The following is a 16,661-nucleotide window of genomic DNA, read 5'->3' on the forward strand; positions in this document are numbered from 1 at the left end:
TGACCTGCCAAACGGCTGGACTGAGATCGAACAGTGGAGGATTATTTGGGGGGAGCGTGTGTCTTGTGAACTGGCGGTTAGAGCGAGGAGAAAACGCTGTGCCAGGCTGTATTAAAAGAGGTCAGATGTTGGGTTGGCAGCGCGATTAGCAGGGTCTCTGACCGGTCCCAAGCTAAAATGACATTTGTCTCACCAGACATCGACAGCACCAGATAGCTGGGCGCTTTTTCGGGCATCTTTAAGGCCTGCCCGCGCTTTTGCTTTGCGGTTTGGTCGATATTTGCCAGTTCCGTCAGTTGGCCGGTCAATGCGGCAGGGCCATGACAGCTGTGCTGATTGTCACCCTCGGCCTGCAAGACCCAGGCGTCGACATTGGCGCTGACCTTGGTCAGAAAGCCCTTCAACCGGCTTTCCTGTTGTTGCATTTTCAGACTATCGACTAGCTGAGCAACCGAGCAGCTTTCGGTCTCTAATCCTGTCTCACAGATTTGTCGTGTGATCCTAAAACTAGCGTCTTGGTGCATCGCAGACAGGTGCAGCAAACGCTGCGCATAGACCTGTGCCGCTGAGCGGTGTTCGCTGCGTTGCGGTTGCTTTGCCTGGTCTGCATCAACGGCAAAATCAAGGGACAGAAGTCTGCGGTGGGAGACCCGGAATGTGGCAACGATAGTCTGATCAAAATGCAAGGTCAGCTGCCGCGGCAGAATGGTTTCTTCAATTTCGAACAGAATTTGGTGCATCAGACTGACCCGTCCGTTGGCCGTGTCCTGTCGGTGGGCGTGCAGGCTAGCGGCATCGGCGCCAAGCCGGGTGATGAGCGCCTTTAGCTTGGTCGTTACTTTAACCTGTTCGGTCAGATGTTCAGCATTAGATTGCGACATCATGCCCCCTCGGACAGGTCATGCAGCAAGGTCATTGCCGGGGAGATTAAGGTGCGCGCACTGCTTTCTGTGTCACAGACACACAAGATAGCATCACATGCGGTGTCCTGTGCGGCACCAGGCCTGCGGATGTATATCCGGGTTTCTTGTGGAGTTACGACAATGACTTCGGCTGACCCCTCGCCGCGTGGTGTGTTCCAGCCTGCAAGGGCATCCTGCAGGCAAAACCCGTGTTCCGCCTGTGCGCAAAGCTGGTCCAGAAATTCTTGTCGGACCTGAACGGCGGCACTACTGCGCAGCACAAGTTGGGTGCTGAGATCGCCAAAGGCAACCAAAGCACATCCAGGAGTGGTCTCGCGCAGGGAATGAAGCCGTCCGGTTATGTCCATTTTGGACCTTTCCAGACGGATCGGACATCGCCAGCAAGAACGGTGGTTTTAGTCATCCTGCGCTGCCAGTCGCGGTTGCCGGTCTGCAGGACGTCGCCCCCGTTTTTCGGCTTTTACGCGTCGGGGGACAATTGCAGCAGGGGCGGTTGGGCCACTCTGTTCCATCTGGGCCTGTTCATCAGTGTCGCGAATGTCATCAAAGGCTAATACCTCGGCCTGTTTGATGTCTTCTGGCGAGGTGTCTTTTGCGGTTTGTGTCGCTGCGTCCTTGGCAGTGGTGACACTGGGCCGTGGCTTGTCGAGCAGTGTTTCAACCATGAATTCAATAAGCCTGTCGGCGCCGCTGCGTTTCCAGGCCTCTATATCATCTCCTGCGTCGATGGCCTCGCTTAACGAAATTGGAAAGATCGTGTCGAACGAGGCATCGGTTTCCTTGCTGACGCGTGCGACCACCCTGTCGCGATCCCGGTCGGTTCGCAGTTTGTCAAAATGGGTGATCAGCAGGATGTTGGGGCCGGTGACTGTCGCGGTAATATGGTCCCAGACTGCTGCTTCTGACTGGCGCCAGGCCTGGGTCGCATGGGTGCACCAGATCACTCCATCCACCTCGGGCAGCAGGGATTGCCAGACCTCGGAGTCCATATTGGGATCAGAAATCCCCGGCATGTCGATCAGGTCGCAAAGGGTCAGCGCATCAGAGGGAAAAAACAGGCGGATCATCGCCGTGGTCTCCATCTGGACATCGCCAAGATCCTCAAGCGCGACGGGCGTCTGGGTGCCGTCGGTTGACACCACATAGGCCGCGTCGTCGCCATAGGATATCCACACCGGAGGCAACCGAGTTGCAGTCACGCGAGTGGGCAGGACCTGACGGCTGACCAGCAGGTTGGTCAGGGTGCTTTTACCGGCACTGAATTCCCCCATAAGGGCAAGGCGCGGCTTGCGGCTAGGCGTGGCCAGTTGACTGTCGGGACTGGGCATGGATGTCTCCTGCGTCATGTGGTGTATTCTTCAAGGGTCTTTAACGCCGACTGAATTGTCTCTTGCCGGTCCTGCGCGGACGTGTTGGCAAAAAGATCCTGGAAATCCTGCTGCTGTCGGCAGTGATCGGCGATTTCCATTAAGATATTACGTTGCTCTTCGAAAAAGACCTGCAATCCCGCGATTGTGCTTGCACGGGTATCAGCCGTCTGAACCTGTTTGAGTTGAGTCATGAAATCCTCCGTTTCGCCACAAATCAGCTTTTGAAAGCTATTTACAAAAGCCTTGTAGCCCCGGGTGCGTCGCCACCAGGAGCTCCACCAGTTGTCCTTGAAATCCAACGCAATTGTCTGCCCCAGGGCCACGGGCGACGGCACTGTTGGTACTTCGGGCACTGAAATCTGAATGCCTTCGACGGCGGTGCCATAGCCGGAATACAGCAACCCGGCGACCTCCTGCACGGCCAGTTCATAGCGCGCCAGGGCAGTGGTTTGGACCCTGCTGGCCATAACCGAATAGGCCGATTTCAGCAGCAGCCGCAGCCCGGTGGGATCGTACTCCCAGACATGGCCTTCGCCCCAGCGTTCAAGATGTTCGATCAATGAATGGGTGGCGCGGCTGACAAATGTTGCATGGGCTCGATCGGCGCGATCGCGAAAGGCATAAAACACAGCGTCGATGTCACTCTCAATGGCCGTCATGTTAGACGAGACGATGTGCTCGAACCTGGAATTAATGTCTTGCATGTTCAGCGGAGAGCTTTGATGAGCGCCGTTGATCATGACCGCATGAGCGGCCTGTTGGCCAGTGACCATGGTGACCGCAGAATTGGCGACGCGGGCCAAGAGCGGTGCGCCCAGGTCCTTGACAATACGGTTTGAAATCGAGCGGAGCAGGGATGGCAGACCCGACAATTCCCAAGCCATATCCTGCGGTGTTTGATCGGGGTCAGTGGTGTTTAGCCCGACCTCTGCCCAGTTCAGCAGGGCATCACCGCTGGCGCCCTGCATGGCCTCCAACTCGCCTGTCAGCACCCGTCCGGCCCAGTAGGCGCTGCCGAAAATGATCTCGGCGTCTTTGGGGCCGTGATGCGTGTCCAGCGTCTGGCGGATGCTGGCCTCGATCTCGGGGATTTGGCTGGCGGGGTCTGCCAACTCGTCGATGCGGTTCACAAAGATCACCACCTCGCGCGATTTGAGGTTGGAGATCATCCGGATCAACCCCATATCAACTGAGGTCAGCGCCTGACTGGCGGACAGAACCACGACGCAGATGCGGCTGTCGCGGATCGCTTGAATGGTCACCTGCTCGCGCATCATGAAGGTGTCATTGACGCCGGGTGTGTCGCGCAGGCACAGCGGGATCGGTACGGATTGGCTGTTGAGGTACAGATCGGCCGAGCGGGTAATATCGGCAAACCGGCCCTGGGTGTCACCAGCGTCCATTCCTGGCTCTAGGTCGAAATCATCACCAAGGCAGATATAACGTTCGATCAGGTTTTTGTCGAAATATTCGTATTCGTGGGTTTGGCCCATCAAAAGCTCAAATTTGCGGCCCAGCCGGCTGCGGGAGCGCTCGCGCATTTGTTCGATCTGGGTCTGGATCTTCTGCAACTCGCTTTCGGCCCCAGCCCGGCCCGCCATTTCGCCAATGCGGCCGCCTTTGGTCAGCAGGCGATCCCATTCCTGTTCTGTCATGAACTGAAAACGGGCACTGGTTTCAACTCGGGCATCGCCCGGTGTCAGGTGCAGCGAGGTCACCACCGAGGTCCAGGGATTGACGTCCGACGGCAACAGGTCGGCCCAACCGCCCATCGCGTTGACCAACGAGGTTTTGCCGGATTTGACCTGCCCCAATAGGGTGATGCAGGGCTCAAAACTGGCAAGGTCCTTCTTCAGGCGGGACAGTGTGCGCTGTGACTTGTCACCCATCTGACCCGCCAAACTGTCCAATGCCCCGTCCAGCTCGGCCATTTGACTGGCAAGCTCGGCAAGGGGTTCCATCCCGGCGCTCAAATTGGTTGGGCGCGCGGCGGCGTGAATATTGGTCATTCTGTCGATCTGTGGCTGCATGTTCATGGCGTTTCGGCCCCGCTGGGGTGGCATTTATAGAGCGAGATCATCTGCGATCTCCCGTTTTAGTTGCAGCAGTAAGGTGACCGCATCCACGGCGGCATCTTCGCCGCGTTCCAGTTGGAACAGGATCAACAGTTCTTCGCCGTCCTGCGCGGCATCCAGCGCCGCCTGCACCTGAGGCGAGGTGCTTTGCGAGGCCAACAGCGTCTTGGACAGGTCTTTGACGGTGTCCATGCAACTGGCGAGGATCTCGTCGGCATTTGCATCGTCGTCCGCCTCAGCCAGCATCTGGTTGGCGCGTCCCTGCAACAGGTCCAGCGCAGTGTGCAAAAGGTCATCCGTGGGCGTGTTTTGGGGCGCGGGGTCCGGTTTGGGTGCCGCGGCAGCGGGTTGCCACTGTTGGTGAGGTGTCTTGGGCGCGAATTGGCGCACCAGCATTTCGGCCTGATCCACATCGGAGGCGCGCCCCAGGTCCACCTGTTTCAGCACATCACGTGCCAATTGTTCGCCACCACTGGATTGCCACAGGGCTGTGTTGACGGTTCGCCCGGCGGTTTGCGCCGTTATGGCCTGTACCGTGGCCAGTGGGTAGACACCCAGAAACTCCTCGGCGGCAAAACTCTCCAGCCCGGCCAATAAATCGGTCAGTGTTCCGCGCATGAGTTGGCGGTCGGCCATGGTCAGAACCAGAAAACTGTGATCCTTTTTCTCATCCGGCACTTCGGCCCAGAGCTGCTGCTCGTCCGGGCCAAAGTTTTCGCTGCACCACAGGATGACATCCGCATGGCGCGCAGCGCGTTGCAGGGTGTTGTGTCGTTGCTCAGCCGACCCGCTCAGGGAGACTTCGACAAAGCTGTGGTTAAGAAGCTGCGTATCAGGCAATTCCTGGCGGACCCGGACTGTATCCGGAACTGAGGGTGTTTTGGCGAGAGTACCAGGGTGCCGATTGGTTTTGCCGTCGCGGGTTTCAAATTCGACGCTGTCTTCAGGCCCATAGCAGACTTCGATAATGGGGGTGCCGCCGTGACGTGAAATCACCGACTGGCCCAGCATCATATTCACCACTGCTGACTTGCCACTGCCTGCCTGGCCGATCACCATGACCTGCACCGGTTTGTCCAGCCGTCGCAAAAGCTGATTGCCCCAGTCAAAGTATTCCTGTGGCAAGCCATCTTGGCTTAAGGCCTGCTCCAATTGGTCAAACAAGGGGCTTTTGGCAGGTTCTGGGTGTCTCATGCAGTGTCTCCGTTCACGATGTGAAAAGAGGTGATCCCTTTGGACCTGGAGGCCGAGGCCATGATGGTAATGGTATTGGACTTCGGCTTTGAAACAGGCGGTGGGCTGAGCGGCTTGATAGACTTGGCCTGCTGCGCGGCAGGTTTCATCCGATCTGAAACCTTGATTACACAAAACGAGACATTGTCCTGCTCAGGGTCGTTCAGTTTGTCTATGCAGCCCATCAGCGAGGCGCCGATTTCGGTGCTGGAGTGGTCTTTCTTGGCGGTCAGGACGGCAGTAATCACCGTGTCCTCAAGATATTGCAAACCGTCGCTGGCGGCGATCACGATATCGCTGTCTCGCAGGTGCAGCGGTTTACTGCGGCAATCGATGCGGGCAATCTCGTGTCCGGACAGAACCGAGGTCAGGCAGGCCCGGTCAGGATGGTTCTGGGCCTCGTCCCGCGACAGCACCCCCTGGGCAACGCGGGCATCCAGCTGCACCGCAAGCGAGTGTTCATCGTTCAGACGCCGCAAGCGCCCATCCCGAAACAGATACAGCGGCGAGTCACCGATAGAGATCCAGTACAGACGATCCTCAAACAGGACTGGCGCCAATAGCGTGGCGCCCATACCACCGGCGCTGGCGTTCTGGCTGGCGTAGTGGGCGACGCATTCATTGGCCGCAAAAGCTGCCGCTGACAGGGCCTGGGTGATCTGACCTTCCAGGTCTTCTGGCGCGTCGGCGCGGAATTTCAACTCGCTGAACACCTCGGTGACCACGATCTTGCTGGCAACGTCACCGGCGGCATGACCGCCCATGCCATCGGCAAGAACCGCAAACCCCAATCCGGTCCCGGCCAGGAAATCCGACGCCACGGCATCTTCCTGCCGCTCGCGGCGGCCCCGACTGATTGCGGTCGAGGCATCATAGGCGAACTGAACCTCAGCTCGCATGCCCGGCTTCGCTCTGTGGTGTCTGGTTCCAGCCAAACTCGGGTCCGCACAGGGGCACAAACCGCAGCGTTGTTTCCCCAATCCGGATCAGATCCCCAATGGCCAACTCTTCGGTGCTTAGCACAGGGCGGTCGTTGCGGCGGACCAAATTGGCCTTGCCGCCGTGGCCGATGAAAAAGTTGTTTTGTTCGGGGTCAAAGGCGATGGCGGCATGGTTGCTGCGCGAGATGCTGTTGTCGCCGAAATCCAACCGTACGGTCTGATCCTCGCCGCGACCGATGATCGTGACGCCGTTGAACAGGGTAAAGGTCGCGCCACGTCCGGGGCCGCTGACAACCGCCAGCCAGCCGACCGGGAACTGTGTATAGGCCGTATCGGGCGCGTCCCCCTTGCGGGCAAAGGGATCTGCGCCTGCGGCCTGACCAGGGTTAAAGCCCAGCAGACGGGTTTTAACACGGCCGGCCTTGCTGGACCCACGGCCCATTGCAGGCGAGGGAACGTCGAGTGGGCGGGCCGGATCAGGCCGGGCAGCTTCGACCTGCGGGGACTGTTCACGAAGGGAGGGCTGAGCGGCTCTTTCTGGCGCAGCCATTTGTTGTGCAGGCTCTGCCGGTTCAGGCATTGCCGGTTCGGGCTCTACCGGATCTGGCACCTGTGGTGCAGCCGCCGCAGGTTCCGCCTTTTGGCGTATCGGAGCCGGATGTTGTGACGGCGGCGCAGACTGTCGGACTTCTTTGGGCGGCAGGTCCACTGGGTCAGCCTGCTTCTCGGGCTCGTCCAGGTCAAGGGTGCGCAACCGGGTTTGTGTTCTGGTGAATCGCTTGAACGGTCTGTCCTGCGGGGCCGGATCCTCGGTTGGAACCGAAGCTGCCAGTCGTTGAAAATCAATGTCCGGTAGGTCACTTTCGGGCGCGTCGATGAAGCTGGTGTCGAGCGACGCGGGAGTTGCTGTATCAAAAGCGTCCAGGTTCAAACCGCCGAATTCGGAGGTGCCATCGTGGTTGTCAACGTTCAAGTCGCTCAGGCGTGGCGTTGATTCTGGCTCATGGCTTTCGGGTGGGGCAGCAACAGGCGGCTCGGACACCTGAAAACTGGAATCTAAATGAAACGGATCTGCCGTCGGGCCAGTGTCCGACAGAATCGCGGCCATGACGTCTTGATCTGATCGTTCCTCGGTGATCTGCCCAGCCCGTGGCGGAACCTGTCCCTCGAGTGGAGAAGCCTGCTCACGTTTGTCGGCGATGATATCTCTGATGAACTTCATGGGTGTTCCTTTTCGCTCTTAGCGGCGGGCTAGTCGTTGTTTGGGGAATTTGCGCCGCCAAATAATCGGCGCAGAGGGAAGGGGACATATTTGGCAAAGCCTTGCGGACGGGGCTGGGTCTGTTGCGCAGCAGAATTGTCGGGCTGGGCGCTGGGCGCTGGCACGGGCCGCTTGCGACTGGACGCGGTGTCTTGCTCTTTCAGCGAGGTGTCGACGTCGCCAATGGGGTCACCGAAAATATCCACCAGTTGGCGCTGTCGAGGCGGCTGGTCAAATTGTGTCTGGGGGGCTGCAGTCTGTCGTTGTTTTGATGTTTTCGGACCTGCAGGAACCAAGCCGCTGTTGGTGTTTTCAACCAGCGAAGCAAGCATGTTTTCTAGTTCAGCATTGACTTGCAGCGGCTCAACGTCGGGGCTGAAGATGGCCCGCGTCGGTACAGGGGCAGGGGCATCGACCTGTAATTCATCCAACCATTCCTGAGCAGACTGGTAGCGAACCCCAGGCAGAACGGACAAGGCCTTATCAATGGAGGCCAGAAAGTCCCGATTGAAACCGGGGTATCCATCAGTCAGCTCCAGGCAGGGATCAGGGTCACCAGCCGTGAGGGCGTCCAGGCGGTGCTGGCTTATGGGTGGCGGTGCACCGGTCACCAGATAAGACAGGGTTGCCCCCAAAGAGTAGAGATCGCTTGATGGTCTGTGCGGCATGTCTGGCTGATACAGCTCATGGGCGGAATAGCCGTCCTTGACTGATATCATCGGATCGATAACGGCATCGCGATCTGTTTGCCCGCTTGTTTGCCTGCCGGTAGCGGCGCCGAAATCGATCAGCGTCACAGTGCCATCATCGCAGAGCAGGAAATTGTCCGGGGAAATGTCGCGATGCAAAATGCCAAGGTCATGAATAAAGGCTAGGGTGCCCAGTGCCTGCTTCAGGACGTCTTGCATCAGGGTGTCGGTGACGCGCTTGGGCTGGTCTTCACGCAGGGTGACCAGATCGACCCCGTCGACGAACTCCATCGCGATATAGGCAGTATTGTTTTCGCGAAACACCTGATGAATGCCGACTATGCCGGGATGAACTGATCGCGCCAGCCATTGAGCCTCGCGCAGGAAATGGCGCAACACGGTTTTGTATTGCCTCGCATAGGCCGGTTCAATCGGCTCTACCAATCCTTGTGTGCGATAGCAGATACCGGCAGCAAAACACTCTTTGATGACAACCCGACGGTCCAGACTGTCGCGCGCCAGATAGGTGATGCCAAAGCCGCCACTGCTCAGGGCGCGTTCGATTTGGTACTGACCGTGCAGCAGCTTGAACCCACATTGCAGTTCATCCGCCTGATGCTGATTTTCTGCAATCTCGTTGTGAAGCACGATAATGAACCCCTTGTGGCAGCAAGAATAAGTACCGCCAAGGTGATGCTGGATTGCGTCCGGATCGTGTCACTGGATTGGCAAATTAGGCAATGACGCCTTTATTTCGCCGCAATCAGCCGGAAAAGCTTGAAAACAAGACCTTTCTGAGGGGCTAATGAAATAGGTAAAAATTGTTTTAGATCAGAGCTCTAATTGGATTGCATTTCGCCTGGCCAATCGCCGGCAGATAGATACGCTAGTTGCAGGTGACCCCGGCGCAGATGCCGAGGCCATCGGAGGTCAGTTGCGCGTGTCCTAGCTCAGTGCATCTTGGGGCAATGCATAGTTGTGGCCAGCTCTGATACGCTTGACGCGGAAGTTCATCCAATGCCTGAGTGCGATCCGGAACATGAAACCGCGCAGCCCAGTTAGCTCTTGTGGGTGTTTTGAAAAAAACAAATCGGGGCTGTCAAATACCCCAAAATCCTGATTGATGCCGGTTTGTTGGATATAAGTGTCGGCACCAGTCCAGGTTACCTCGGGTTCTTGCAGACGATTTGTGCCCGCACCAAAGGCGCAAAGGCTGTTGCGGTCGGGGAATTGCTTTTGCAAAGCGGACAGGACACCGTCGTCCAGAATGAAGCCCTCTAGCTTGACCCAATGCCCGTCAAACCAAACCTCCACCCAGCTGTGGACAATATTGTTTGGCACGATTGGATAGACCAGTTCAGGGACCACGCCACGTTGTAAGGCCTTTTTGATGGTAAAACCGTGCATCCGGCAAGACAGTCCCAGTGCCCTAAGCAGCGCCATCATCAACACACTTTTGGTGTTGCACTGGCCATAGCCGTCATCCAGCACCTTAGAGGCTTTGCTCTGGTCTGACGTGTTATAGCCAAACTGAATCTCGTTGCGGACAAAATCGTGCAGGGCGCCGATCTGATCAAAGGCAGACAAGTCGCGCCAGCCGCGCGTCTTGATCAGCTGTTGAATGCTGGGGGTCCTATAGTCGAGCAACGGAGTTGTTGCAGTTAGTTCCGTAGCGGTTTGCGCCGGTGATATGGATGATAGTTGCATGCTGCGACTCACTTGAATTTCGATATCGCAGGTATGCAACCTCTAGTGACTAGAGCTTCAAGTGATTTTTTCACCGGGGTGACAAGGCCGTCAGAACTTGCTGTTGCGGCGGCCTTGTCGTGTTGGGTTTATCCAGTTGGACGGCTGCGGATGTTTTCTGGCAACCAGGTGGCGAGATCCGGAAACGCGACCAAGATCACCACCATCAGCAGCATCAGCCCCACCATGGGAATGGCGGTTTTTGAGATGTAGGAGATCTCGTGTTTTGTCATGCCCTGCAGAACAAACAGGTTAAAGCCGATGGGCGGCGTCACCTGTGCCATCTCGACCACCACCACGATGAAAATACCAAACCAGATCGGGTCGATCCCAGCCTGCCGGATCATAGGCTCGATGATGGCCATGGTCAGCACGACCGATGAAATCCCATCCAGGAACATGCCAAGGAAGACATAAAAGATCGTCAGCGCCACGATCAGTGCCAGTGGTGACAGGTTCAGCGTGTCGATCCAATCGGCCAATGCGCGGGGCAATCCGGTGAACCCCATCGACAGCGACAAAAAGAACGCCCCCATGAGAATCAGCGAGATCATCGCCGAGGTGCGGGTGGCCCCCATCAGGGATTGGGTGAAGGTGCTCCAGCTGAGCGAGCCTTGGAAGAACGCCAGCGTTAGGGAGCCGAGCACACCCACGGCTGCGGCCTCGGTTGCGGTGGCAAAGCCCATGTACATCGAGCCGATCACCACCGTGACCAACATCAACACCGGCACCAGAAAGCGGCTCTCGGCCAACATGGTGCCAAAGCTCATCGGTGGTTCCGGATCAGGACGCGGGCCTTTGGTGAAAAAGTGCCAGCCCATGATATACAGGGTGAACAGGCTGGCCAGCACCAGACCGGGGAAAATGCCGGCCATGAACAGCTTGGTGATGCTTTCATTGATGGTGACACCATAGACGATCAGCGTCAGCGAGGGTGGGATCATCAGGCCCAGCGTGGCCGCACCTGCCAGGGTGCCGATGATCATGTGCTCGGGGTAGCCGCGTTTGCGCAACTCGGGGATCGACATTTTGCCAACCGTGGTCAGGGTCGCCGCAGAGGAGCCAGACACCGCCGCAAAGATAGTACAGCCGGCAATGTTGGTGTGCAGCAAGCCGCCGGGCAGCCACCGCATCCACGGCGCCAGCCCGCGGAACATGTCTTGCGATAATCGGGTTCGATATAATATCTCTCCCATCCAGATGAACAGCGGTAGGGCCGTCAAGGTCCAGCTGGACGAGCCGGTCCAGATGGTGGTGATCATCGCGTCACCTGCAGGGCGGGTGGTGAACAGCTCCATCCCGACCCAGGCTACGCCCATCAGCGCCAGCCCGATCCAGACCGAGCCACCCAGCAGGGCGAACAGCACAAAGAGAAAGATGAGGGTTGTATAAAGCTCGTTCATTCGACCGCCTCCGAGATGATGCTGCTTTCGCGGTGGACCAGCAGACGGGTCAGGTAATCCCAGATGGCGACAGCCAGCAGGACGGTGCCGATGGACATCGGCAATTGAGGCAGCCAGACTGGAGTGTAGACCCAGTCTGAGCCGGTCTCGGCCCAGATCTGCCCCCATTTGCTAGGTGAATTGGCGAACATGGCAAAGAAGCTAAGCAACCATTCGGGGACAAAGTCGGTCCCCTGAGTGCGGTCGTTCAGCATTTCTGACATGATGTTTGTCTTGATGGCATAGCGGGCGAAATAGGTGGCCGTGACGGCAGCGATCCACATCGCTAATGCGTCTAGCCAAAAACCCAGGAACTTGTTCATGTTCAGGAAAATCGACACCCGGATATGGGCACCACGGGTCAGCGCGTGGGCCAGCGCCAGGAACGAGGTCGCGGCCATGGCATAGCCGGCATATTCAGTTGCCCCCGGAAAGGTCAGGCTGCTCCAGCGCATTATCATCTGAGCTACGATCAGCAGCAAAATAGTGACCATAAAACACGACGCGGCCACACCGGCCCCCAGATAGATCCGATCCAATACCCGCCAGACTGGCCGCAACAGTCGCTCGGCTGGATCTCTATAGATCAGACAGAACACCGCCAAAATAGTTGGAAAAATAAACAGCCAGACCCATAACGGCAGGCCTAGAAAAGGTTGCCAATCGCGCAATACCCTATCCCCCGGTCAGATATGACACAGCCCCACGCAGGATTGCACGGGGCTGTGAAATAAGGTTGTGATTTTAGTTGGCGTTATAGGCGTCCAGAATGGCCTGACCGTCGGCGCCGGCTTGCTCTAGCCAATCAGCGGTCATTTTAGCACCAATCGCTTCCAGCTCGGCCAAGAAATCAGGGCCTGCGTCGGTCACATCCATGCCATTGTCTGCCAGCTGTTCAAAATACCAACCCGCCAGTTCCTGCGACTTGGCCGAACAATCCGCTCCGGTTTCGTTTGCAGCTTTTTGAATCGCAGCTTGGTTGTCGGCGCTTAGCCCGTCCCAAATGCCTTTGTTAACCATTACATAGTTGCGCGGCAGCCAGGCGTTGACCTTGTAGTAATGGGTCAGCTGCTCCCAGACTTTGCGGTCATATCCGGTCGATCCGGACGAGATGAAGGCCTCGGCCACACCGGTGGCCAGCGCCTGTGACAGTTCCGCAGCTTCGACCTGAACCGGGATCATGCCCAGAGCCTCGGCAAAGGTGGCTGTGGCAGTGTTATACGACCGAAACTTGACCCCTTGTGTATCCGCAGAAGAGTTCACTTCTTTCTTGAAGTAGAATCCCTGGCCTGGCCATGGGCAGGTATAAAGCGCAACAAGGTTCAGGTCCGCAAGTTGGGCGTTGACCTTGTCCTTAGCGGCGTCCCAAAGCTTGTCATTGTCGGCATAGGTAGTTGCAATAAAGGGCAGGTTGTCCCACCCCAACAGGGGCGCTTCGTTGGCGTGTGCAGACATAAAGCGTTCGCCAATTGGGGCCTGACCCGTTTGTACGGCACGCTTGATCTCGCCGCCTTTGAACAGCGAGCCGCCCGGGTGGACTGTGATATCGATATCGCCGCCGGTGTAGTCGCGCACGCGGTCAGCAAAGACAACGCCCATTTCCGAATGGAAGTTGGTCGCTGAATAGGCCATCGGCATATCCCAGTTTTCGGCCATCGCCGCCGTGGCCCCCAGCGTCAGCGCTGATACTGTCAGCGCAGCCTTTATGGTGTAATGCGTTTTCATGGTGTTCTCCCTATTGGTTATTTTGTTATTCTTCTAAACCTAGCCAAATCGTTGTGGGGCGTAGGGTGTCATATCTATGTTACTGCGTTGGCCACTGATCATATCCGCAACCATGCGTCCGGTCTTTGGGCCACCCGTCAGCCCAATGTGGTGGTGGCCAAAGGCGGCATAGACGCCGCTGCTGCCGACCTCGCCAATCAATGGCAGGCTGTCGGACGGTGCGGGCCTAAAGCCCATCCACTCTTCTTCGCTGCTGGCAGTCATCTGCGGAAATAGCGCGCGGACTTTCTTGCGCAGCAGGTTAATAGGTGCCTTCGACGGGTTGTCTTTAATTCCACCAAATTCAACGACACCTGCACACCTTAGACCCTGATCCATTGGTGTCGCAACGAATTTCCCAGATGTCATCATCATCGGGCTGTTTGGGGTTTGTGATGGGTTTTTAAACAGAACGTGATAGCCACGCTCGGCCTCGAGCGGGACATTGATGCCCAGTTTCGCCATCAGGGGTTTGGACCACACGCCCGTGGCCAGCACTGCCTGATCACAATCGAACCGACCCTGATCGGTGTCCACGGCACTGATCCGTCCGCCGCTTAGGTCAAAATCCTTGACCTCGGCTTGCACAAACGTACCGCCCATTTCGGTCAGCAATTTTACCAGATCTTGAATGTAGTGGGCCGGGTTATGAATGAACCCATGGCTTTGGTTTACAGCGAGTAGTTTGACCGACTGGGCCAGGATCGGCTCTTTTTCCTGTACGGCCGGGCCCTCGATCAACTCAGGCACAAACCCTGCTTCACGGCGCAGCGCCCAAGTGTAGGAGTCAGCGTCAAAGGCCGCGCGATCGGTGTATGCAAAATTGTACTCACTTGGCTGCACCCATTTTGCCGCATCAGTGCCCGCAGTTAGCGCCTGATGTTGTTGTAGACTGTCCCCAACGATATGGGTCAATCCACGGGCAATGCGCCGGGTGTCGCCGTCATTGGCATGGGCCAGATATTTCACCAGCCAGGGCAGCAATTTAAGGGTATAATCCCAGCGCAGGAACAGTGGGAAGTTGGGATTTAGCAGATAACCCGGGCCCTTGGGGATCAAACCCGGGGCGGTCACCGGCACCATGGCGCAGCTGGCTAAAATGCAGCCATTGCCAAACGAGGCCCCCATGCCAGGTTCGCCTTTGTCGATCAGGGTGACCCGGTGCCCGGCGCGGGTTAGCCAGATTGCGGTGGCAGCACCAACAATGCCTGCGCCCACAATGACAGTATGCGACTGAGTCATAAGTGGTCTCCGGCAAAGGCTCTTGGATGTGAGTTAGATAAATTCGGCACAGCTGTTTCCATTAGTTTTGCGAACCATGCCCGTGCTTTCACATCATTTCAAATACAAATTTCTGGCTAGTGTATCACTTAAAGTGATATGCGTGACTCATGCATCTTAGATTTCGCCAACTCCAAGCCTTTCACGCCATTATTGAAACTGGAACTGTGACCAGTGCAGCCTCGTTGCTGGGAATATCACAGCCGGCAATTTCGAACCTGTTGAACCAGTTGGAACAGCAGACCCGCTTCAAGCTGTTTGAACGCATTAAGGGGCGTCTGATCGCCACACCCGAGGCGCGTCTGCTGTTTGAGGAAATCGATACTGTTGTGCGCGGCTTTGATCACGTCACTCAGGCGGTGCTCGATCTGCAGAACAAGCAGGCTGGACAGCTCCAGGTGGCCTCCCAGCATTCGATGTCGTTTGGTTTCATGCCCAAGCTGATATCGCGATTTGCAAAGGATCGTCCGGACATGACGATCTCGTTTCAGTCACAGTATTCCGCCAAGATCCAAGAGTGGGTAATGTCAGGGCTGTTTGAAATAGGCGTTTGTGAAATGCCGATCCTGTCTGATGGGCTAAATGTTTTTCCAATCACCGTAGAGACCAGAATTGCCATGCCCGAGGCAAGCCCACTGACACAACACGAAGTGCTGACACCTGCCTTGTTGGACGGAGTTCCTTTTATTGTGATGGGGCCTGATCACATGACACACCGCCGCACCCGTGAGGTGTTTCACACGGCAGGCATACCTCTGAAGACAAAAGTGCACTCACATCTGTTCAAGAACCTGTTGAGCTTTGTCAAAGAGGGCATGGGCGTGTCGATCCTAGACCCGTTTGTATTGGATTTTGATTCCGGGGACGGGTTTGTCAGTCGCCCCTTCCGGCCTGAAATCATGATGGAGATGGCGGTGATTACATCCAGAACCCGGCCGTTGTCGGCCATTGGTCAAGATTTTCTGAAACTGTTGAAGGCAGAGCTGGAGCCCTATCAGGCAGAGGTTTGACGCGGTGCAGTGCACAGAGGCTTTTCCCCGGGACATTGCACGCAAGTTCGCCGGTTTCAAACTGCAGTATCGCCTCGTCGAGTTAGAAATTCGTGCGTACAAAATTGCACACAGAAAAGAGTGCAAACTTGCGTTCAAATAGCCTCTCTTATAGGCTAATTGGAACTTAAGGTGGGTGTCGGAAATGGCCAAGCAGGAAAGTAACGTAAGTCGGGTGTATGAAGCGCTGCGCCAAATGGCTGCGAATTTTGCTTTTATGCCAGACCAGCGCATAAACGAGAGCGAACTGTCCAAGCAATTGGGCGCAAGCCGCACCCCTTTGCGCGAAGCGCTGAACCAATTGGTCGCCGAGGGTTTTCTGACCTTTCAAAACAACCGTGGCTTTTTCTGCCGGTCGCTGACGCCGAAATACATTCAGGATCTTTACGAAGTGCGAGTGGCTGTGGAATGCGAGGCCCTGCGATTGTCATGTGACCGGGCCGAGGACAGCGAAATCGCAGCATTGAGCCTATATCTGGAGCAGACCGAGGCCGATTATGAAACTGCCGAAGATCCGGCTAAGCAGCTTGAGATGGATGAAACATTTCACATGCGTTTGGTACGGTTGTCCGGCAACGATGAGCTAGAACGGTCACTGCGCAGTCTGAATGACCGCATTCGTTACATCCGGTTGATCGATCTAAAGCGGATGCGTGATAAGACAAAGGCGCGGGTGCCGGGCGAACTGTCGGCCCATAGTCGCATTCTGATGGGGCTGGCTGGTCGGGATGCAAAGGGGGCAGAGGCGGCAATGCGGGGCCATATCGAAAAGCGCAAGGAGGCAGCGACCGAAGCAGTCCAGATCGCGTTTTCTCAACTCTATGTGCCACAGGATTAATCACCGTCAATCCGGCGGTCGTTGCAACAGGGTGGAACCAAGGTTCATG

The 16,661-nt window shown here is 56.8% G+C and carries 15 protein-coding genes; 2 read left to right on the forward strand and 13 right to left on the reverse strand.

The window, feature by feature from the left end:
• Positions 1-77: 77 nt before the first annotated feature.
• The 13 genes from EBB79_RS04745 to EBB79_RS04805 form a co-directional block, all read right to left on the reverse strand.
• Complete coding sequence (locus EBB79_RS04745; protein ID WP_164860744.1) at positions 78-881, reverse strand: hypothetical protein; 804 nt, start codon at positions 879-881, stop codon at positions 78-80.
• The gene (locus EBB79_RS04750; RefSeq protein ID WP_127747833.1) at positions 881-1,270 is read right to left on the reverse strand and encodes a hypothetical protein; all 390 of its coding nucleotides are present in this window, start codon (positions 1,268-1,270) and stop codon (positions 881-883) included. The genes EBB79_RS04745 and EBB79_RS04750 overlap by 1 nt, the downstream gene beginning before the upstream one ends.
• A 48-nt stretch (positions 1,271-1,318) precedes the next feature.
• The gene (locus tag EBB79_RS04755) at positions 1,319-2,251 is read right to left on the reverse strand and encodes a dynamin family protein (RefSeq protein ID WP_238704996.1); all 933 of its coding nucleotides are present in this window, start codon (positions 2,249-2,251) and stop codon (positions 1,319-1,321) included.
• A 14-nt stretch (positions 2,252-2,265) separates the two neighbouring features.
• Positions 2,266-4,302 carry a dynamin family protein gene (locus tag EBB79_RS04760; RefSeq protein WP_238704997.1) on the reverse strand — a complete coding sequence of 679 codons (2,037 nt, stop codon included), beginning with the start codon at positions 4,300-4,302 and terminating at the stop codon, positions 2,266-2,268.
• Positions 4,303-4,356: 54 nt separating this feature from the next.
• A complete protein-coding gene (locus tag EBB79_RS04765) occupies positions 4,357-5,562 on the reverse strand; it encodes a P-loop NTPase family protein (protein WP_127747836.1) in 1,206 nt (401 codons plus the stop codon).
• A complete protein-coding gene (locus EBB79_RS04770; protein WP_127747837.1) occupies positions 5,559-6,500 on the reverse strand; it encodes a PP2C family protein-serine/threonine phosphatase in 942 nt (313 codons plus the stop codon). Before EBB79_RS04770 ends, EBB79_RS04765 begins: the two co-directional genes overlap by 4 nt.
• Positions 6,490-7,764 (reverse strand): FHA domain-containing protein, encoded by a 1,275-nt coding sequence (locus tag EBB79_RS24710; protein ID WP_238704998.1) that lies wholly within the window; start codon positions 7,762-7,764, stop codon positions 6,490-6,492. The genes EBB79_RS04770 and EBB79_RS24710 overlap by 11 nt, the downstream gene beginning before the upstream one ends.
• Positions 7,765-7,793: 29 nt before the next feature.
• Complete coding sequence (locus tag EBB79_RS04780) at positions 7,794-9,140, reverse strand: serine/threonine protein kinase (RefSeq protein ID WP_164860745.1); 1,347 nt, start codon at positions 9,138-9,140, stop codon at positions 7,794-7,796.
• Positions 9,141-9,437: 297 nt separating this feature from the next.
• Positions 9,438-10,199: a transglutaminase-like domain-containing protein gene (locus tag EBB79_RS04785; protein WP_127747839.1), complete on the reverse strand. Its 762-nt coding sequence runs from the start codon at positions 10,197-10,199 to the stop codon at positions 9,438-9,440.
• A gap of 128 nt (positions 10,200-10,327) precedes the next feature.
• Positions 10,328-11,641 carry a TRAP transporter large permease gene (locus EBB79_RS04790; protein ID WP_127747840.1) on the reverse strand — a complete coding sequence of 438 codons (1,314 nt, stop codon included), beginning with the start codon at positions 11,639-11,641 and terminating at the stop codon, positions 10,328-10,330.
• Positions 11,638-12,351, reverse strand: a complete 714-nt coding sequence (locus tag EBB79_RS04795; protein ID WP_127747841.1) for a TRAP transporter small permease — start codon at positions 12,349-12,351, stop codon at positions 11,638-11,640. Before EBB79_RS04795 ends, EBB79_RS04790 begins: the two co-directional genes overlap by 4 nt.
• A 73-nt stretch (positions 12,352-12,424) precedes the next feature.
• Positions 12,425-13,336 carry a TRAP transporter substrate-binding protein gene (locus EBB79_RS04800; RefSeq protein ID WP_420850394.1) on the reverse strand — a complete coding sequence of 304 codons (912 nt, stop codon included), beginning with the start codon at positions 13,334-13,336 and terminating at the stop codon, positions 12,425-12,427.
• A gap of 108 nt (positions 13,337-13,444) precedes the next feature.
• Positions 13,445-14,686 carry an NAD(P)/FAD-dependent oxidoreductase gene (locus EBB79_RS04805; RefSeq protein WP_127747843.1) on the reverse strand — a complete coding sequence of 414 codons (1,242 nt, stop codon included), beginning with the start codon at positions 14,684-14,686 and terminating at the stop codon, positions 13,445-13,447.
• Between the two features lie 149 nt (positions 14,687-14,835).
• On the opposite strand from EBB79_RS04805, the gene EBB79_RS04810 reads away from it, so the two are divergent.
• The gene (locus EBB79_RS04810) at positions 14,836-15,735 is read left to right on the forward strand and encodes a LysR family transcriptional regulator (protein WP_127747844.1); all 900 of its coding nucleotides are present in this window, start codon (positions 14,836-14,838) and stop codon (positions 15,733-15,735) included.
• A 184-nt stretch (positions 15,736-15,919) separates the two neighbouring features.
• A complete protein-coding gene (locus EBB79_RS04815) occupies positions 15,920-16,612 on the forward strand; it encodes a GntR family transcriptional regulator (RefSeq protein WP_127747845.1) in 693 nt (230 codons plus the stop codon).
• Positions 16,613-16,661 lie beyond the last annotated feature (49 nt).

The organism is Parasedimentitalea marina (assembly GCF_004006175.1).
GTDB lineage: Bacteria > Pseudomonadota > Alphaproteobacteria > Rhodobacterales > Rhodobacteraceae > Parasedimentitalea > Parasedimentitalea marina.

What these genes read in the sequence shown, in the direction of transcription:
- EBB79_RS04790 (WP_127747840.1), bottom strand. Translation starts at nt 11,641, where the DNA reads ATGAACGAGCTTTATACAACCCTCATCTTTCTCTTTGTGCTGTTCGCC.
- EBB79_RS04760 (WP_238704997.1), bottom strand. Translation starts at nt 4,302, where the DNA reads ATGACCAATATTCACGCCGCCGCGCGCCCAACCAATTTGAGCGCCGGG.
- EBB79_RS04765 (WP_127747836.1), bottom strand. Translation starts at nt 5,562, where the DNA reads ATGAGACACCCAGAACCTGCCAAAAGCCCCTTGTTTGACCAATTGGAG.
- EBB79_RS04750 (WP_127747833.1), bottom strand. Translation starts at nt 1,270, where the DNA reads ATGGACATAACCGGACGGCTTCATTCCCTGCGCGAGACCACTCCTGGA.
- EBB79_RS04770 (WP_127747837.1), bottom strand. Translation starts at nt 6,500, where the DNA reads ATGCGAGCTGAGGTTCAGTTCGCCTATGATGCCTCGACCGCAATCAGT.
- EBB79_RS24710 (WP_238704998.1), bottom strand. Translation starts at nt 7,764, where the DNA reads ATGAAGTTCATCAGAGATATCATCGCCGACAAACGTGAGCAGGCTTCT.
- EBB79_RS04815 (WP_127747845.1), top strand. Translation starts at nt 15,920, where the DNA reads ATGGCCAAGCAGGAAAGTAACGTAAGTCGGGTGTATGAAGCGCTGCGC.
- EBB79_RS04755 (WP_238704996.1), bottom strand. Translation starts at nt 2,251, where the DNA reads ATGCCCAGTCCCGACAGTCAACTGGCCACGCCTAGCCGCAAGCCGCGC.
- EBB79_RS04810 (WP_127747844.1), top strand. Translation starts at nt 14,836, where the DNA reads ATGCATCTTAGATTTCGCCAACTCCAAGCCTTTCACGCCATTATTGAA.
- EBB79_RS04745 (WP_164860744.1), bottom strand. Translation starts at nt 881, where the DNA reads ATGTCGCAATCTAATGCTGAACATCTGACCGAACAGGTTAAAGTAACG.
- EBB79_RS04785 (WP_127747839.1), bottom strand. Translation starts at nt 10,199, where the DNA reads ATGCAACTATCATCCATATCACCGGCGCAAACCGCTACGGAACTAACT.
- EBB79_RS04800 (WP_420850394.1), bottom strand. Translation starts at nt 13,336, where the DNA reads ATGGCCGAAAACTGGGATATGCCGATGGCCTATTCAGCGACCAACTTC.
- EBB79_RS04805 (WP_127747843.1), bottom strand. Translation starts at nt 14,686, where the DNA reads ATGACTCAGTCGCATACTGTCATTGTGGGCGCAGGCATTGTTGGTGCT.